We start from the raw sequence: 16,712 nt of genomic DNA on the forward strand, positions 1-16,712 counted from the left end.
TTAATTCCTGCTATTTTCAGGAATTAAAACTCGTCGGAATCTCTAAAAAAACGCTGAAAGCGAGTTTTTAGAGATGACCTGAACTACTAAAGCGAATTCTTTAAGAGTCTTTCAAAATCCTCTGCACTCATCGGCTTGGCGTAGAAATATCCCTGCGCAATGTCACAGCCCATTTCCCGAAGCTGCTTGGCCTGGCTTTCTTCTTCGACACCTTCTGCAACCGTGGTCATATCGAGTTTTTTTGCCATGTCGATTACGGAATTTACGATGATGTTGTCTTTGTGGATGTCTTTTCCCTCACCGCTGCCGTCCGGGGCTGAGTTTGCGAAGAATTCCTTGTCGAGCTTGATGACCGATGCCGGAATATCTTTGAGAAGAGCGAGTGAAGAGAATCCTGAGCCGAAATCGTCCACCGAAATGTCGAACCCTGCTTTTTTGATTTCGTTCATTGCCTTTAAAAGACGCTTTTTGTTGTCCATCATGAGGCTTTCAGTAAGCTCAAGCTCGATTTTTGAAGGCTCAATCTGATATTTTGATGCAATTTTTGAGTATTCCTTTGCGAATTCTGGATTGTAAAGCTGGTATCGCGACAAGTTGCATGAAATTGTGATAGGTTTCGGGCATGTTCCGCCTTCGCCAGATTTGTTCCATTTGTCCAGGAACTGGCAGACCTGCTCGAACATCTTGATGTCAACCTTTGAGATGAATCCGTTGCGCTCGAAAAGTGGTACGAAATATCCAGGCTCCAGAAGGCCTTTTTTGTGGTGCTTCCAGCGAACAAGAGCCTCCGCGCCGATACATTTTCCGTCATCGAAGTTGAATTTTGGCTGGTAATAAGCGATGAATTCGTTTGCTTCAAAAGCCCTGTTCATATCGAAGAGAATTTCCTTCTCGTGCTCGCTGTTGAGGCTCATTTCCTCGCTGTAGAAGCTGATTCGTGATGGATTCGGGCTGTATTTTCCTGCGGTGCGGGCTGTGTTTGCCTTGTGAATCATGATTTCAATGTCTTCGTGCGGATTAGAGACCGCATAAACGCCCGTGCTGAATTCGAGGGTGTAGTGGAGAGGAAGAAGATTGCCCATCTTTGAGACCACGCTGATCATGTTGATGATGTAATCCTCGATAATCGGACCAAAGCTTGTGTGAATCAGCATGGCAAAATTGTCAGCGTAGCGGCGCGTAAGAATAGCATCGTTAGGGGCAGCTTTTTTGAAGTGGCCTCCAAGGACATTAAGGACGGAATTTGCTGTTTCTCGGCCGAGTGAGTCAGTAAGATATTGGAATTTATTGATGTCGATGCAGACAAGCGCGTATTCATCCGGCTTGGCTGTGGCAAGAATCTTCCTTGCTTCGCTCTTAAATTTTTCGATTGTATACAGCCCTGTAAGCTCATCGTAATTGAAGCGGGCTTTTGTATATTTTACGATGAAAAGAGCAGTGATAAGAGTTACCACGCAGAACAAAAGACAAATGCAGCTTAAGACCAGATTGAGAGAGAGAAAATTCAAAGTAACCTTCCTGTTTTTTAAATATCCTTTAAAATAAGTTTACTCCATATTTTATAAAAAAACAAATTCTAAATTTCTTTTTTTTGATTCCGATAATTTTAATATAAAGAAAAGTGAAAATCGTTTTAGGACTTTTAAAAGTTTGAGGAGAAAATATGATTCGTGGTTGGTATATCGGTTCAAGCGGAATGAACGCACAGCAGAACAGGCTCGACACAATCGCAAATAACCTTGCGAATGTCGATACTGCGGGCTTCAAACGAGATGTCTCTGTCTCAAAATCATTCCCGGAGCTTCTTCTGAGACGAACCGAATCTGACGGCGTATATAAAACTCCTTTCGGCTCGGCAGATGCAGCCCCAATCATCGGAAAACTGGGCTTGGGCGTTGAGACAAACGAAAATTACACAGAATTTGAGCAAGGCTCTTTCCGTGGCACAAACACAAGCACAGACCTTGCGCTTGCAGGCGAGGGCTTCTTTGCAGTTGAGACACCGAGCGGCGAGCGATACACCCGAAACGGAAATTTCATCCTCGGAAAAGAAGGAATCTTGCTCACAAAAGACGGATATCCTCTCCTTGGCGAGAACGGCGTGATTCAGGTTCCAGATGACAAATTCACAGTAAATGAGGACGGAATCATCACCACAAAAGATAACGAAGTTATTGACCGAATCAAAGTCGTGCGCTTCGACAACGAACGCTACCTCAAAAAGATGGGAAATTCTCTCTGGAACTCAAACAATATCTCCGGCGAGGCTTATATCGCAGAGGGCATGGAGCGACCGAAAATGCTCCAGGGCTACATGGAGACAAGCAATGTAAATGTCGTTAACGAGATGGTCAAAATGATTGAAGTAAACCGCGCTTATGAGGCAAGCCAGAAGACAATCCAGAGCGAGGACAGCATGATGAGCACACTCTGGAATAAAGTTGCACTTTCGCGATAAAACTTTAGGCTGATTTTGGCAAAATCAGCTTATCCACAACAATATAAACATCTTCGATACGGAGCTTGAGCTTTTTCTCAATCATTGAGATTACAAAGGCCTTAAGCTCCTCACTTATTTGTGTCAGCTCCCTTCCTAAAGGTACATCCACTGTCATTATGAAACTATAGCCTGATTTTTCGTTACGCACGGTGAGCTTTTTGATTCTTACATGCTCGTTGAATTCCCCGATGAAACTCATTGTCATTTGCGCGAGGACGGCATGGGAACATTCTTTTCTCTCCTGCTGAGAGAAAGCCGGGCGTACAAGGGATTTCTCAAAGAGTTTTGTGTTCTGGGAAGGTGCGGATTCAGCTTTTCCCAAGAATTTTCCGACAAGTGAAGCAAGAAATTTGTTCTTTGCCGTTGAGACCCGAATTGAGTCGTAAAAAATCTTTGAGTAAGTCTGTTTTTTGACCTCATAAGCTCGTACAGGGATTACATGCTTGCCTTCGATTTGGCGGCTCCGTTTTGCTTCTTCCATTTGCTCAGGAGTAGCGATTTCTTCGATTTTGATGTATTTTTCGGGGAGAGGAAGCTGCAATCGGACGGCGATTTTGTTGACCATCTTTTCGCTGGTTCCCAAAATGAGGATTTTTTTGATGTGGTTCTTCTGGATTGCGCGAGCCACTGAGTCACGGTGCTCCTTGTCATCAAAAAGGGCAGTGCGCACGGCTCCCATGTAGTTTTTCTCAAGTTTCGCAGATTTTCCGGCCAAAATTTCATCAGCATAGATAAGAAGACCATCATCAATAATAGTCTTGATTCCATACTGCTGGGCGACCAACTTTGCCCTGAAACTCTTGCCTGTACCGCTAGGCCCAAAAAAAGCAAAAACCGTGGTTCCCTTCTTTTCAAGCCCCAGAAATTCCTTGAGAAATTCAATATCCATTTTAGTATAATTTAATTATAACGCGGGGGGTGGCAATTTTCAATGTGAAATGAGAAATTAGTAATTAAAAGGGGGAAGAATCCCCCCTATGCCGCACTTAGGGAACGGCACTGCGAAGCAGGGCAAAAACAATCCAGTGGATTGTTTTTAGTGAGTCTCCAAAGAGCTTTGCTCTGCAGGCGTTGTGTCACACCCCTCTCTACAGGGGCGGTTCAGGCACAGCCTTCACAGAGACTCGCGCGAGCGTAGCGAAGAAACCTTCCTCGCAGGTTTTCCCGGCTAATGCCGTCGCTCCCTACCCCGCAACGCCCCCGATTATCTGCGTAAATGATTTTGGAAATTCCGTAATAATCTTTTCCGGCAACCCCAAAGGATTATCTTTCGGAAAATAAAGTTCTGCCGCGTGCAGGAAAAAATCCTGCCCGAACTTCTTAGAATCAATCTTAGTTCCGCCGTAAGCCGTATCGCCCAGAAGCGGGAATCCATGATAAGCACACTGCGAGCGAATCTGGTGAGTACGCCCAGTAGTAATCAAAACGCGGGCAAGCGTAACATCCTTCCCATTAAAAACACCGTAAGAAACAGGCTCCACTTCCGTATGAGCAAACTTCCCCTCATCAGAAGAATTCACCGAAACAGTATGAAACCCTTCATCGCGAGCCTTGCAATTGCTAATTGCTAATTCCTCATTGCTCATTGCTAATTTCTGAATTCGGTCTTCCCAAACACATTTTTCCGTAAGTTTTCCTTCTAGGATTGCAAGGTAGATTTTTCGAATCTCATGAGTCTTGATTTTTTCGCTGAACCATTTTGCACCCTCAAGATTTTGTGAGAATGCAATGAGTCCTGTTGTTTTTCGGTCGAGGCGGTGAAGAGGGCCTGTCCTGAACGAGAGCGAGTTTTTTTGGTGGGTGAGTTCGTAGTCTTTCTGGACGATTTCGGCAAGAGAAGCCCCTTTTGATGACGATGGCTGAACTGGGATGTCGTAGGGCTTATTCAGAATCAGAATAGATTCGTTTTTAAAGATGATTATGTTTTTTGAAAGCGGGGATGCTGACTCTGCTCCCTGTTTTTCACTCCCCGAAGAAGCAGAAGAGAGCAGAAAGTCTGCAATCTGGATGTCATCGCCTTCACTTACGCGGAAATTTCCGTCTGCTTTTTTGCCGTTGACTTTGACAAGCCCTTTGCGAAGAAGCTTGTATATAGAAGAAAGATTTTCCTCGCTCAAAAATCTTCGCAAAATTCTGTCAAGCCTGCGGTCTGAGTCGTCTTTTCCTGCGGTGAAGTGCGTGAAATCCATGAGGCTTATTTTTTCTTTCCGAGATATGCCTCGCGCACGGTCGGGTTCTCAAGGAGTTCCTTTCCGCTTCCTTGCAGGACAATTTCGCCTGTTTCAAGAACATAAGCGATGTCTGCTGTTTTGAGAGCCATGTTTGCGTTCTGCTCGACAAGCAAAATCGTGACGCCTTTTTTGTTAATCTCGCGGATAATCTCAAAAATGTGCTGCACGATAAGAGGCGCAAGACCAAGAGAAGGCTCGTCAAGCATCAGAATTTTTGGGCGGCTCATAAGTGCTCGGCCTACCGCAAGCATCTGCTGCTCACCGCCGCTCAAAGTGCCTGCAAACTGCCAGCTTCGTTCTTTGAGGCGTGGGAAAAGCTCATAAATCCATTCAAGATCTCGCTGAATTTCTTCTTTGTCTTTTCTAAGGTAAGCTCCAATCATCAGGTTTTCAAGAACTGTAAGATCAGAAAAAACATGACGGCCTTCCGGGGAAAGAGCGATTCCTTCGGCACAGATTTTGTTAATCGGGCTCCAGATAAGCTCCTTGTTGTCGAGGCGGATTGAGCCAGCCTGCGGTTTTACAAGGCCAGAGATTGAGCGGAGAAGGGTTGATTTTCCGGCACCGTTCGCACCAATCAGAGTGACGATTTTTCCGTCAGGAACTTCGAGATTTATTCCGCGGAGTGCTTTGATTCCGCCATAAGAAACATGTAAATCACTAATTCTAAGCATATTTTCCCTTCCTATCGCACGTCGTTGCTTTCGCCAAGATAAGCCGAAATTACTTCCGGATTGTTCTGAATCTCTTCTGGTGTGCCGTTCGCAATCAATGCACCGAAGTTCAATACGTAAATCCTGTCAGAAATGTCCATTACCAGATCCATGTGATGCTCAATCATAAAGACGGTGAGATGGAAGTCATCGCGGATTTTTCGGATGAAGTCTGTTAGCTCAGCTGTTTCCTGCGGATTCATGCCGGCAGCCGGTTCGTCGAGCAACAAAAGGCTTGGATTTGTGGCAAGTGCCCGGGCAATTTCAAGCCGTCTCTGTAAGCCATAAGGAAGGCTCGTGCAAAGTTCGGTCCGTACATCGTAAAGCCCAAGAATCTTCAAAAGTTCTTCGGTTTCTTCGCGCTGTTTTTTCTCTTCCTTGCGGTTGAGGCGGAAAGTTGCCGTGAAGATATTGCTTGTGCGTCGCATGTGTTTTGCAATCAGAACATTTGTGAAAACGGTCTGGCTCTTCCACAAGCGGATATTCTGGAATGTTCTGGCGATTCCAAGCTTTGTGATTACATCCGGGGTTGGCTCGATATGCTTTGTATAGTCGCCACGGTTAGTTCCGGCGTAAAGCTTTTTCATTTTGCCACGCGGATAATTTTCTACGATATGATTTCCGTTAAAATAGACCGCCCCGTTCGTTGGGGCATAAACACCTGTTACGACATTGAAAGCCGTTGTTTTGCCAGCACCGTTTGGGCCGATCAAAGAGACGATTTCGCCTTTATTTACTTCAAGGGAAAGATTGTTTACAGCCACGACACCGCCAAACTGCATCGTGACATTTTTCATTTCAAGTACGTGTTCTGCCATTATTCTGCTAATCCTTCCTTTTTAAATTTGAGTTTCAGATCGTGGACGGCTTTTTTACAGCCTTTCAGTTTTTTTATGATTCCCGCCACAGAAAATTCACGCTCGCCCATGATGCCTTTCTGATAGAAAAGAACGATAAGCATGATGACGACTGAGAAAACGACTTTTCGGAAGCCCGGACGCAAAATCTGAATCGGTGTGATGTTGAGGTTTGCGTTGTCGAGAAAGCGGAGCCACCATTCAGAACATGCGATGAAGAGGAAAGAAGCGATGCAGCTTCCTGTGACGCTACCGATACCGCCGATTACAACGATGAGCAGAATTTCGTAGGTCATTGCCGATTTGAACTGGCTTGCCTGAATCGTTGTCTGGAACATAGCCAGAAGCGCACCCGAAATGCCTGCGAAGAAAGAGCTGATTGTGAACGAAAGCTGCTTGTGCTTAGCAAGGTTGATTCCCATTGCCTCAGCCGCAACTTCATCGTCTCGGATTGCCTTGAAAGCGCGTCCGTAAGTTGAGTTGATTAATAGAAGAATAAGTGCGATACAGATTCCGCTGACTGTAAAATAGAACAAAGTTGAGCGGAATACAGGATATTTTCGGAGCAAGTTCGAGCCGTTTGTGATTACGCCCAGCTTGTCCCACTGGAAAATCGCACGGATAATCTCTGCAAAACCCAATGTCGCGATTGCAAGATAGTCTGACTTCAAGTGCAAAACCGGAAGACCAATCAGATATGCGAAAAGGGCAGCCACAAGACCCGCAAGAATCAGGGCAGCAAAAACCGGAAGAGTGAAGTGAATCGCGCCGCCGTTAAAATACTGATAGACCTGCTCGCGGGCAGAAAGTGGAATCGTGAAGATTGCGTAAGTGTATGCGCCCAAAAGCATGAAACCTGCCTGACCCAAGCTGAAAAGGCCTGTAAAGCCGTTCAGAAGGTTCATTGATACTGCAACGAGGGCATAAATCGCACCTTTTTTAAGAACAGTGAACAAAATGCTCGTAGGCGGAACCACAGCTTCAAGAATTGCGATTGCTACGAAAAGAGCTACGAGAAAAGCCCAAGCCGCGAGCTGGTATTTTTTGTCCTTGATGAAAGTAAGTTTGTTATTCATTTCAGCCCCCGATTAAACCTTGTCCGTAACTTTTTCACCGAAGATGCCGGTTGGCATGAACATGAGGACACAAATCAAAAGAACGAAAGTGAATGCATCACTGAAAGTGGTGAGACCAACGCCCTTGATGATGTTCTCGCAGATACCGATTAAGAAAGCACCGATTACCGCGCCCGGAATTGAGCCGATACCGCCGAATACCGCCGCAACGAATGCTTTGAGACCCGGCATACCGCCGACCGTTGGAGTAACGCCAGGATAGTTTGAGAAGAAAAGAATTGAGCCGACAGCCGCCAAGAACGAGCCGATGATGAATGTCGTGCTGATAACTGAGTCGATTTTGATACCCATGAGCTGGGCTGTCTCGAAGTCTTTTGAAACGGCGCGCATTGCCATTCCGATTTTTGTGTGATTGATAAGAAGAACAAGAGCAACTACGAGAAGAATCGTGAGGAATGGAGTGATTACAGTGACGCGCTTGGTGATTGCGCCCGCGATTGTGATTGAGTCACTGATCCATGGAATTGTAGGATATTTTTTGAGAAGACCGCCTGTGAAGTAAAGGGCAAGATTCTGCAAAAGATAGCTCATTCCGATTGCACTGATCATGATTGACATTCGTGGGGCAGTGCGGAGCGGTTTGTAAGCCACGCGCTCAACAGCGAATCCCAAAAGGACAGTCAGAATAATCGTGAATGGAATTGAAACCCATAGCGGCATAAAACTGTAGGCAGAAATCATGATAAGACCCGCTGCCATAAAAACATCACCGTGAGCAAAGTTGATAAGCCTGAGAATTCCATAAACCATCGTGTATCCGATAGCAATGAGCGCATACTGACCGCCCGTAGAAATTCCCGCAAGAATGTAGGGAAGATTTGTCTGTAAAGGATTCATTACTTTTTCCTTAAAATAGATTTTTTTTCTCTGTTATTATACATAAAAACAAAAATGTGAAAAAGTAATTGAAAGTAGAAAAAGAAAGAAAATATGCAGTTTTTCTATTATTTCCCAAAAAAGACAAATATGTGCTATAATGTTCTTATAATTATTAGCTATGAGAAGTTGTGCGTATGAGTAATTTTGCGTTTTTACAAACTTATTGGCCGGATTTTGCGCAGATAATGGAGTTCGCAGAGAACTATGTTTATACAGACCCCGCTTCAAGTAAAAATAAATCGGGATTGTTTGTAGAACTAATGGTTCGTGAAATTCTTCGAATAGAGAATCTTCCTGAGCCAGAAGACAAAACACATTACTCACGGACTAAATTATTAAAAAACGAAGGCCTTCTTCCTTATGATGTAAATCAGTGGATTAACCAGGTACGAATAAAACGAAATGATTCCGCCCATGAAAATAAGGCCAGCGAACAGGAAGCACTTCTAATTCTTAGTTTTACACATCATATCGCTGTCTGGTTTATGCAAGTTTATGGTGATGGGGCTTTTAGTCCTGAGCCATTTTCAAAACCAGAGAGACCGAAAAAAGTTCCTGACTACACTCGGTTGGTTCTTAATCAAGAACGGAAAATCGAAGAACAAAATGAAACTATTGCAAACAAAGAAAGTGAACTGGCAGAAACAAACGCTTTATTAGCTGAACGAGATAAACTTCTTGCTGAACAACAGGCTCTCATTGATAAGCTAACAAAAGAGCGCGAAGCTCAGAAAGTTGTTACACCTCAATCTGCTCTTTCAAAACAAGATAGGCAGAATTCTTCTGCAGTAGCGATTTCAAATACAAAACTTACCGAAGATGAAACGCGCAAACTCATTGATGATCAGCTGCGTCGCGTTGGCTGGGAAGCTGATACAAAGAACTTGCGATATTCAAAAGGCACTCGTCCCCAAAAGGGCAGAAAAATTGCTATCGCTGAATGGCCTGTGAAAGCTACAAAGAAAGAAGACGACAGAGCCGACTATGCACTTTTTATTGATGAGCAGTTGATTGGAATCATTGAAGCTAAGGCTTATGAAAAAAGTGTCTATGCGATTATTGATAATCAATGTCATGAGTATGCAAGGAATATAAAAGACGAGGACGAAAAATTCTGCATGGGAAAATGGCAGAGCAACAAAGTTCCTTTTGTGTTTGCAACGAACGGTCGCCCTTATCTCAAACAGATTGAAACTGAATCTGGAATCTGGTTCCAAGACCTTAGAAAAGACTCGAATATTCCGCAAGTCCTACAGGGCTGGTATAGCCCGGAAGATTTACTTGCAAAGTATAAGCAGAATGTAGATGAGGCTGACTTTAAGCTTGCAAATTTGCCTTATGATTTCCTTCGCGACCCAGACGGCCTTAATTTACGCTACTATCAGTTGAACGCTGTGGAAGCTGTAGAAAAAGCGGTAATGAACGGTCAGACAAGAATTCTTCTTGCAATGGCAACAGGTACAGGTAAAACACGAACTATTCTTGGTATGCTTTACAGATTCCTTAAAGCAAACCGATTCCGAAGAATTCTCTTCCTCGTAGATAGAACATCTCTTGGAGAACAGGCTCAGGATGTATTCAATGATGTAAAACTTGAAGACTTACAGCCGTTAAATAAAATTTACAATATCAATACGCTGGATGATATTGATTTGGCAACTGAAACAAGAATTCAAGTAGCAACTGTTCAGGGAATGGTCGCACGAATTTTAAACGATGATAAAGAGAAAATTCCTTCATCGGGTGATTTCGACTGTATCATCATTGATGAAGCCCATCGCGGTTATACTCTGGATAAAGAACTTAGCGAGGCTGAGCTCTTATATCGTGACCAGAATGATTTTATCAGTAAGTACAAAAAGGTTATTGAGTATTTTGATGCCGTTAAAATCGGTTTGACAGCAACGCCTGCTTTGCACACTACCCAAATTTTCGGCAACGCAGTTTACACCTATTCTTATCGGGAAGCCGTAATCGACGGTTATCTTGTAGATTATGATGCACCTCATATCATAAAAACTGAACTGAATCAGAATGGCATTCATCACGATAAGGGCGAAAAACTCGCAAAATACAATCCTGTGACAAAGGAACTTCTTAATCCGGAAGAACTGGAAGATGAAGTCGATTTTGAAGTTGAGGACTTCAACAAGAAAGTTGTGACTCCATCCTTTAATGAGGTTGTGCTTTCTGAAATCTCAAAATATATCGACCCGGAAAGCGAAGAAAAAACTCTTTTCTTTGCTGTAAACGACCGCCACGCAGATGAGATTGTAAGACAGCTTCGGGAAATATATAAAGAACAGGATGTTCCAGCTAATGCGATAGAAAAAATCACCTGTGCAATTGGAGACAAAAACAGAGTTCAGGATGCTATCAAACGCTTTAAGAACGAGCATTATCCAACCATTGCTGTAACTGTAGATTTGCTTTCGACAGGTATTGATGTTCCTGAGATTACAAAGATTGTTTTCATGCGCCGCATAAAATCCAGAATCCTTTATGAGCAGATGCTTGGCCGTGCAACTCGCTTGTGTCCGAAAATCGGTAAAACACATTTTGATATTTTCGATCCTGTTGATTTGTACAGCTATCTTGATGAGTATTCGTCAATGAAGCCTGTTGTTTCTAATCCGAAGGTTACTTTTGATGAACTTTTTGCCGGGTATGACAAAGTAAACGATGAAGAACATATAAAATTCATAAATGACCAGATAATAGCTAAATTCCAGCGAATGAAACGGCACATGGATGAATCTCAGATTAACTATTTCACGGTCGTGTCTCATTATGCTTCTCTTGAAGAGTTTATCTCTAAAGTCCGTAAATCACAGGCTGAATCAGAAGAAACTTGTAAAGAACTGTTAATCAGGGCAAAAGAAGCTTTTGCGGCCTTTAAGTTGCCAAAAGATTCTAAGCATTATGTCATAGTCAGTGATAAAACTGATGTATTACAAGAGGTAAGTAGAGGTTTCGGAAAAGGACAGGAACCGGCTGATTATTTGGAAAGCTTCTCAAAATATCTGGAAACGAACAGAAACAAGATTGAAGCCTTGGACATTGTTTGTACTCGCCCAGCAGACTTAACTCTTGCAGATTTAAGAAAACTGAGCATGACGCTTGATGCAAACGGTTATAATTCCATTCAGCTAAATACTGCCATTCAGCAAGTTACAAATGAGGAATGTGCCGCAGATATTATTACGCTGGTTCGCCGTTATGCGATTGGTTCCCCCTTGATTTCTCATGAGGAAAGAATCCATAATGCAATTAAAAAGCTGAATAAAGCTCATAACTTTACAGCAGGCGAAAAAAAGTGGATTGATAGAATCGAAAAATATCTCATCAATGAATCTGTGCTTAATGAGCAGACCTTTGATGAATACTCAGCCTGGAGAATTCAGGGCGGATTCAACAAGGTAAACAAAATCTTTAGTAATAATCTTGGTTCAATTATCAGGGAATTAAATACTTATCTTTACGAAGATAAAGCAGCATAAATTTGGAGTAAGAAATGACAAATCAGGAAATCGTAAGCAAACTTTGGAATCTGTGCAATATTTTGCGTGATGATGGAATAACTTATCATCAGTATGTTACTGAGCTTACATATATTCTTTTCCTTAAGATGGCAAAAGAAACAAAGACAGAAGATTCCATTCCAGAAGCATATCGTTGGGATAAGCTCACTTCTCATAGCGGAATTGAACTTAAAAAATTCTACAAGGAATTACTCACATATCTTGGAGAAAATACAAAAGGTCGTGTCCGTGAGATTTATCAGGGGGCAAGTTCAAATATTGATGAACCAAAGAACCTTGAAAAAATCATTAAGTCAATCGATGAATTAGACTGGTATTCCGCAAAAGAAGAAGGTCTTGGAAATCTTTATGAAGGTCTTTTGGAAAAGAATGCTAACGAAAAGAAAAGCGGTGCCGGACAATACTTCACTCCGCGTGTTTTGATTGATGTAATGACAAGGCTTGTTGCACCACAGGTCGGCGAACGCTGTAATGACCCTGCTTGTGGTACTTTCGGTTTTATGATCAGTGCCGACGCCTATGTTAAAAGCATATCGGATGATTACTGCGATTTGAATGAAAAAGAAGCAACATTTCAGGTAAAAGAAGCATTCTCCGGCGGTGAACTTGTTCATGAAACACACCGTTTAGCTTTGATGAACGCCATGCTGCATAACATTGATGGTAAAATCGTTCTTGGAGACACACTGAGCGAAAATGGTAAGGCCATGACTGGCTATGATGTAGTCCTTACAAATCCGCCCTTTGGTACAAAAAAGGGCGGTGAGCGCGCAACCCGCGATGACTTTACTTATACAACAAGCAACAAACAGTTAAACTTCTTACAGCATATTTATCGTTCTTTGAGAACTACGGGTACTGCAAGAGCGGCCGTTGTCCTGCCTGATAATGTTTTGTTTGAAGACAATGCCGGGCAGAAAATCCGTCAGGACTTAATGAACAAATGTAACCTTCATACAATCCTCAGACTTCCTACAGGTATTTTCTATGCTCAGGGCGTAAAAACAAATGTGCTTTTCTTTACTCGTGGTAAAACTGATGAAAATAACACAAAAGAAGTATGGGTTTACGACATGCGTTCAAACATGCGTACTTTTGGAAAAACAAATCCTCTGAAAACAGAAGACTTCAAAGAATTTGAAGAGGTTTATTGTGCTGGACACTTTGAAGACCGCAAAGAAACATGGTCAGAAGAAAATCCGAACGGTCGTTGGAAAAAATACATAATAGAAGAAATCCTAAAAGATGAAAAAACAAGTCTTGACCTCAAATGGATTAAAGATACTTCAAACGATGTGACATGTACTCTTGCTGAACTTATGGAAATAATTGAACAAAAATCAGCAAATATTGCAAAAGCCGTTTCTGAGTTGAAGGCTCTTACAAGTTCAATAGATGAATCTGAAAAGGATGACGAATAATGAATACAAAACAACTGAAAGCAAAAATCCTTGATTTAGCAATACATGGAAAATTAGTTCCTCAGAATCCAGATGATGAACCCGCATCAAAATTGCTTGAAAGAATCCGTGAGGAAAAATCAAAGCTGATTGCGGAAAAGAAAATAAAAGCAGATAAAAACGACTCTTATATCTTTGTTGGTGATGATAAGCGGCACTATGAGAAGATGCCCGACGGAACGGTGAAGGATATCGAGGATGAGATTCCGTTTGATGTGCCGGAGGGGTGGGCGTGGTGTCGATTGCCTTCTATTTGTGCTATTCCCATAACAGACGGTACACATCAAACGCCAACCTATTCTGACAAAGAAAACGGAATTCCATTCTTATCATCAAAAGATGTTACGACACAGAAGATAGATTGGAGCAAAATAAAATACATTACAAAAGAATTACATGAAGAACTTCAAAAGCGTGTAAAACCGCAAAAAAATGATGTACTTTTGGCAAAAAACGGAACCACAGGAGTTGCCGCTTTAGTTGAAACTGATGAAGTATTTGACATTTATGTTACATTGGCATTGTTGAGACCTGTAACTCAAATATACCCAAAATATCTCCTGAATCTTATAAATAGTCCTTTTTGTAAAGAACAGTTTAATGGGCATTTAACAGGAATTGGTGTACCAAATTTACATCTTAATGATATTTGCAAAACTTTGATTCCAGTTCCACCTCTTAGAGAACAAGAATATATAGTTTCAGAGTTAGAACGAATCATATTTTTAATCAATTCTCTCGAGAACGATAAAGCAGATTTACAAATTGCAATCAAGCAGGCAAAGAGCAAAATACTAGACTTGGCAATTCACGGTAAGCTCGTTGAACAAGATTCAGCAGATGAACCTGCATCAGTTTTGCTTGAAAAACTCCGTGCAGAAAAAGAAGCTAAAATCAAAGCTGGTGAACTCAAACGCGACAAGAACGATAGTTATATCTACAAGTCCACTACTGATAATTGCCATTGCGAGAAGTTTGCAGATGGAACTGTAAAGGATATTGAAGATGAGATTCCGTTTGACATTCCAAATGGCTGGGCTTGGACTAAAGCAAAATGCTTATACAACATACATTCTGCAATACGTATTCATCAGACAGATTGGAAACCTTCTGGTATTCCATTTTTCAGAGGACGAGAACTTGTAGAATTATGTAAAACAGGTAATGTTCATCCAGAAATTTATATTTCAGAAGAATTGTATGAACAAAATAAATTGAAAGGTGGGGTTCCTCAAAAAGATGATTTATTAGTATCTGCTGTTGGTACTTTGGGATATGTACATATCGTAGAAGGAACAAAAAAGTTTTATTATAAAGATGCCTATATTCTTTGTTTTGAAAATAAATTTAATTTAAATCCTAAATATACAAAACTTGTAATTGAATCAGATTATACGCAGAAAGTGATTTATGATGGATCAAAAGGAACGACTGTAGAACAATTAACTATAGAAAATGCAAAAGATTTATGGATTCCTCTTCCCCCTTTAGCCGAACAGAAACGCATAGTCGAGAAAATCGAGAATGCGTTTGCTAAATTAGATTTTATTGCTGACCAATTGGCTTAAACTACCAAGTTACGATTGTATCAACAATGTCCTGCTGTTCGCTGGCTGTTTTTCTGAGGTAGATGCGGGTTGTCTCTATGCTTTCATGCCCCATTAAATCAGCCAGAAGAGCAATGTCATTGTACTTTTCAAGAAAGTTCTTTGCGTAACGATGCCTGAAAGAATGTGGATAAACGACCTTTTCGTTTATTCCGTATTTTCGGGCATAATTTTTAAGCTGCTGGGCTATTCCTCTGGTTGTGATTCTTTCCCCGAATCGATTCAAAAAAAGATAGCCGTAAGTCCTGCCGATAGATTCCAACCACAAAAGGGCTTCTTCTTTCAATGTCTTTGGAATATACAAACGGCGCAGTTTTCCGCCCTTGCAATACAAATCAAAATATCCAGCCTTTACATGTTCAACCTTTATCTGGATAAGCTCACTTACACGAGCACCTGTCGCGGCAAGAAACCAGACAACGAAATACCATTCCAGATTATCATCAGCTTTGAGTTTGGCCTTCAAAAACTGGTAATCTGCATTGCTGATAACATTTTCCAAAAAGTTCTTCTGCTGAACTTTTACAAACTTAAGCTGCAGTTTTTCCAGACCAATGAAAGAAAGATACTTGTTGATTCCCTGAATCCGTAAGTTCACGGTCTTTGGCTTATAATATTCGAGCAAATATCCTTTATAAGCCAAGAGATTTTCCTTGTTGATGGTTTCGTAGTTCTCCGTGAAATACTTTACCGTCCACAAGTAAGATGTAAGAGTGTTCTTTGAAAGATTTGTCCTTTTCAAATACTCTTCAAAAGTTTCGTTATTTTCCATAACGACCTCCAATAAGTTGAATTTGCGTTTCCGCTTATTGGAATCATTACAGATTATGTGTTTTTTTTTGCCACTATGAGAAGTTCAAGGGTAAAGATGCAGTTTGTATTGAAGATGAAATACCTTTTGAAATTCCTGAAAGCTGGCAATGGTCTAAGCTTGGACAAATCTGTACGAAACTTGTGGACGGTGACCATAATCCGCCAAAAGGTATAGAAGAAAAGACCAATTATATAATGGCATCATCAAGAAATATTAATCATGATACTGTTGAAGATTTAGAAAATGTAAGATATTTAACAAAGGAAGTGTTTGAAACTGAGAATCAACGCACAAAAGCAAAAAAAGGAGACATTTTCTTCACTTCTGTCGGAACTTTAGGGCGAAGTTGCATTTATGACGGGAATCTTAATATTTGTTTTCAGCGAAGTGTTTCAGTTTTGAATACTCAAATTGAAAATAAGTATTTAAAATACTTTTTTGACAGTTCCTTTTATCAGAATTATGTAGTTGAACATGCTACAGGTACGGCTCAACAAGGTTTCTACTTACAAGAAATGTCAGAGTCGTATGTAGCAGTTCCGCCAATTTCTGAGCAACAAAGAATTGTTTCAAAAATCGAAGAATTATTTACGGTATTAGACCAGATTCAAAACAATCTCATCTAATTGGGCAAAAATTGTATCTATCTTTGTTAAAATCCGTTGCTGCTCTAAAAAGGGTGGTAACGGAAATAAAATCTGTTGAATATTTGTTTTTGTTAAACTTGGAAGTGTTGTACTGCTATCCAATGTAGTAAAATCAAACGACTTGCAAAAATAAAATAGGTATTTCGGAAGAACGCCTGAACTTGGTGCAAGACCAAAGGCCGTATCTACCAGGGCATCCGCATTAAAATAACTTAATGACTCTATCCAGATAATCTTCGCATTTATCGCAAATGTGCTGCTTTTGAGAAATTGTAATGTTTTTGGATTTTATGACATCCGAAAAATCTGCTTGCTTCAGAAGATTC

14 protein-coding genes are annotated in these 16,712 nt (G+C 41.3%); 5 read left to right on the plus strand and 9 right to left on the minus strand.

Annotation, left to right across the window (positions count from 1 at the left end; translation table 11 throughout):
• Positions 1-86: 86 nt before the first annotated feature.
• On the minus strand, positions 87-1,508 hold the full coding sequence (locus tag IJJ71_RS01855) for a putative bifunctional diguanylate cyclase/phosphodiesterase (protein WP_296844975.1): 1,422 nt from the start codon (positions 1,506-1,508) through the stop codon (positions 87-89).
• 155 nt (positions 1,509-1,663) lie between these two features.
• On the opposite strand from IJJ71_RS01855, the gene flgF reads away from it, so the two are divergent.
• Complete coding sequence (gene flgF, locus IJJ71_RS01860) at positions 1,664-2,458, plus strand: flagellar basal-body rod protein FlgF (protein ID WP_296844976.1); 795 nt, start codon at positions 1,664-1,666, stop codon at positions 2,456-2,458.
• Between the two features lie 4 nt (positions 2,459-2,462).
• Here flgF and IJJ71_RS01865 read toward each other — a convergent pair whose 3' ends face one another.
• From IJJ71_RS01865 to IJJ71_RS01890, 6 genes are all read right to left on the minus strand, one after another.
• Entirely contained in the window at positions 2,463-3,389 is a 927-nt protein-coding gene (locus tag IJJ71_RS01865; protein ID WP_296844977.1) for a P-loop NTPase family protein, read from the minus strand.
• 295 nt (positions 3,390-3,684) lie between these two features.
• Positions 3,685-4,689 (minus strand): RluA family pseudouridine synthase, encoded by a 1,005-nt coding sequence (locus IJJ71_RS01870; RefSeq protein WP_296844978.1) that lies wholly within the window; start codon positions 4,687-4,689, stop codon positions 3,685-3,687.
• A 5-nt stretch (positions 4,690-4,694) separates the two neighbouring features.
• On the minus strand, positions 4,695-5,405 hold the full coding sequence (locus tag IJJ71_RS01875) for an ABC transporter ATP-binding protein (RefSeq protein ID WP_296844979.1): 711 nt from the start codon (positions 5,403-5,405) through the stop codon (positions 4,695-4,697).
• Positions 5,406-5,416: 11 nt separating this feature from the next.
• Positions 5,417-6,262 carry an ABC transporter ATP-binding protein gene (locus tag IJJ71_RS01880; protein WP_296844980.1) on the minus strand — a complete coding sequence of 282 codons (846 nt, stop codon included), beginning with the start codon at positions 6,260-6,262 and terminating at the stop codon, positions 5,417-5,419.
• A complete protein-coding gene (locus IJJ71_RS01885; protein ID WP_296844981.1) occupies positions 6,262-7,377 on the minus strand; it encodes a branched-chain amino acid ABC transporter permease in 1,116 nt (371 codons plus the stop codon). Before IJJ71_RS01885 ends, IJJ71_RS01880 begins: the two co-directional genes overlap by 1 nt.
• Positions 7,378-7,389: 12 nt before the next feature.
• The gene (locus IJJ71_RS01890; RefSeq protein WP_296844982.1) at positions 7,390-8,274 is read right to left on the minus strand and encodes a branched-chain amino acid ABC transporter permease; all 885 of its coding nucleotides are present in this window, start codon (positions 8,272-8,274) and stop codon (positions 7,390-7,392) included.
• 227 nt (positions 8,275-8,501) lie between these two features.
• Here IJJ71_RS01890 and hsdR point away from each other — a divergent pair, with 227 nt between their 5' ends.
• The 3 genes from hsdR to IJJ71_RS01905 are packed head-to-tail and all read left to right on the plus strand — an operon-like array spanning position 8,502 to position 14,886.
• A complete protein-coding gene (gene hsdR, locus IJJ71_RS01895) occupies positions 8,502-11,816 on the plus strand; it encodes a type I restriction-modification system endonuclease (RefSeq protein ID WP_486389606.1) in 3,315 nt (1,104 codons plus the stop codon).
• A gap of 14 nt (positions 11,817-11,830) precedes the next feature.
• Positions 11,831-13,279 (plus strand): class I SAM-dependent DNA methyltransferase, encoded by a 1,449-nt coding sequence (locus IJJ71_RS01900; RefSeq protein ID WP_296844984.1) that lies wholly within the window; start codon positions 11,831-11,833, stop codon positions 13,277-13,279.
• Entirely contained in the window at positions 13,279-14,886 is a 1,608-nt protein-coding gene (locus IJJ71_RS01905; protein WP_296844985.1) for a restriction endonuclease subunit S, read from the plus strand. Before IJJ71_RS01900 ends, IJJ71_RS01905 begins: the two co-directional genes overlap by 1 nt.
• A 1-nt stretch (position 14,887) precedes the next feature.
• On the opposite strand, the gene IJJ71_RS01910 is transcribed toward IJJ71_RS01905, so the two are convergent.
• Positions 14,888-15,697 carry a tyrosine-type recombinase/integrase gene (locus IJJ71_RS01910; RefSeq protein ID WP_296844986.1) on the minus strand — a complete coding sequence of 270 codons (810 nt, stop codon included), beginning with the start codon at positions 15,695-15,697 and terminating at the stop codon, positions 14,888-14,890.
• Positions 15,698-15,879: 182 nt separating this feature from the next.
• On the opposite strand from IJJ71_RS01910, the gene IJJ71_RS01915 reads away from it, so the two are divergent.
• On the plus strand, positions 15,880-16,365 hold the full coding sequence (locus IJJ71_RS01915; RefSeq protein WP_296844987.1) for a restriction endonuclease subunit S: 486 nt from the start codon (positions 15,880-15,882) through the stop codon (positions 16,363-16,365).
• Here the strand turns inward: IJJ71_RS01915 and IJJ71_RS01920 are convergent.
• Entirely contained in the window at positions 16,336-16,632 is a 297-nt protein-coding gene (locus IJJ71_RS01920) for a restriction endonuclease subunit S (RefSeq protein ID WP_367113206.1), read from the minus strand. The two genes, IJJ71_RS01915 and IJJ71_RS01920, sit on opposite strands and share 30 nt — an antisense overlap.
• Positions 16,633-16,712 lie beyond the last annotated feature (80 nt).

The organism is Treponema sp., from assembly GCF_017430385.1.
Taxonomy (GTDB): domain Bacteria; phylum Spirochaetota; class Spirochaetia; order Treponematales; family Treponemataceae; genus Treponema_D.

What these genes read in the sequence shown, in the direction of transcription:
- IJJ71_RS01875 (WP_296844979.1), bottom strand. Translation starts at nt 5,405, where the DNA reads ATGCTTAGAATTAGTGATTTACATGTTTCTTATGGCGGAATCAAAGCA.
- hsdR (WP_486389606.1), top strand. Translation starts at nt 8,502, where the DNA reads ATGGAGTTCGCAGAGAACTATGTTTATACAGACCCCGCTTCAAGTAAA.
- IJJ71_RS01890 (WP_296844982.1), bottom strand. Translation starts at nt 8,274, where the DNA reads ATGAATCCTTTACAGACAAATCTTCCCTACATTCTTGCGGGAATTTCT.
- flgF (WP_296844976.1), top strand. Translation starts at nt 1,664, where the DNA reads ATGATTCGTGGTTGGTATATCGGTTCAAGCGGAATGAACGCACAGCAG.
- IJJ71_RS01870 (WP_296844978.1), bottom strand. Translation starts at nt 4,689, where the DNA reads ATGGATTTCACGCACTTCACCGCAGGAAAAGACGACTCAGACCGCAGG.
- IJJ71_RS01910 (WP_296844986.1), bottom strand. Translation starts at nt 15,697, where the DNA reads ATGGAAAATAACGAAACTTTTGAAGAGTATTTGAAAAGGACAAATCTT.
- IJJ71_RS01885 (WP_296844981.1), bottom strand. Translation starts at nt 7,377, where the DNA reads ATGAATAACAAACTTACTTTCATCAAGGACAAAAAATACCAGCTCGCG.
- IJJ71_RS01900 (WP_296844984.1), top strand. Translation starts at nt 11,831, where the DNA reads ATGACAAATCAGGAAATCGTAAGCAAACTTTGGAATCTGTGCAATATT.
- IJJ71_RS01865 (WP_296844977.1), bottom strand. Translation starts at nt 3,389, where the DNA reads ATGGATATTGAATTTCTCAAGGAATTTCTGGGGCTTGAAAAGAAGGGA.
- IJJ71_RS01905 (WP_296844985.1), top strand. Translation starts at nt 13,279, where the DNA reads ATGAATACAAAACAACTGAAAGCAAAAATCCTTGATTTAGCAATACAT.
- IJJ71_RS01880 (WP_296844980.1), bottom strand. Translation starts at nt 6,262, where the DNA reads ATGGCAGAACACGTACTTGAAATGAAAAATGTCACGATGCAGTTTGGC.